Origin of the sequence: Vibrio sp. 1562 (assembly GCF_033340155.1) — a bacterium.
GTDB lineage: Bacteria > Pseudomonadota > Gammaproteobacteria > Enterobacterales > Vibrionaceae > Vibrio > Vibrio alginolyticus.
Genome location: NZ_JAWOVY010000656.1, coordinates 1 through 554, shown reverse-complemented (window position 1 = coordinate 554; position 554 = coordinate 1). Strand labels below are relative to the sequence as shown.

The following is a 554-nucleotide window of genomic DNA, read 5'->3' as shown; positions in this document are numbered from 1 at the left end:
TTCTGCGTGCCCAGGGTTGAGGTTGCGCACATTGGTATCACAAATCGTTACCCATTCTTGATTACGCTCGTTTGGCAGCTTAAATCGCGCTGTAGCGTTCGTTTGGTTGATGAGGTAAACCAACTCTTGCCCGTCTTTACCAATGCCTAAGTGAAGCGCTACGGAGCTTAATCGGTTCCAGTCGTCGTGTTCCATTAATCGGCCATCGGTTCGACGCCAGAAAATGCGGTTGTTGTTGCGATTTTCGCCGCTGAAAGCACGGATGAAAGGCACCATGTATTGGTGACGGTTTGCGACCATTTGCGCCATCCAAGTTTTGAAGTGCGCTTTGCGCTCCGTCTCGCTCCAGTTGATCCAACTGGTTTTATTGTCTTGGCAGTAGGCGTTATTGTTGCCACCTTGCGAGTGTGACAATACATCGGCGGTCAAAATGTGCGGAATACCAAACGCAAAGAGCAAGCTCGCAATCAGGGTGCGTTTTTGCTTCTCACGCGTGGCGATGATCATGATGTTGTCCGTCTCGCCTTCTACGCCGTAGTTTTCTGAGCGGTTGT

Annotated in this window: 1 pseudogene; it reads right to left on the bottom strand. The window is 50.4% G+C overall.

Features of this window, described 5'->3' with window-relative positions:
- Window positions 1-554 (bottom strand): annotated as a pseudogene (locus R7Z49_RS26915) (glycogen debranching enzyme); the annotation flags it as partial.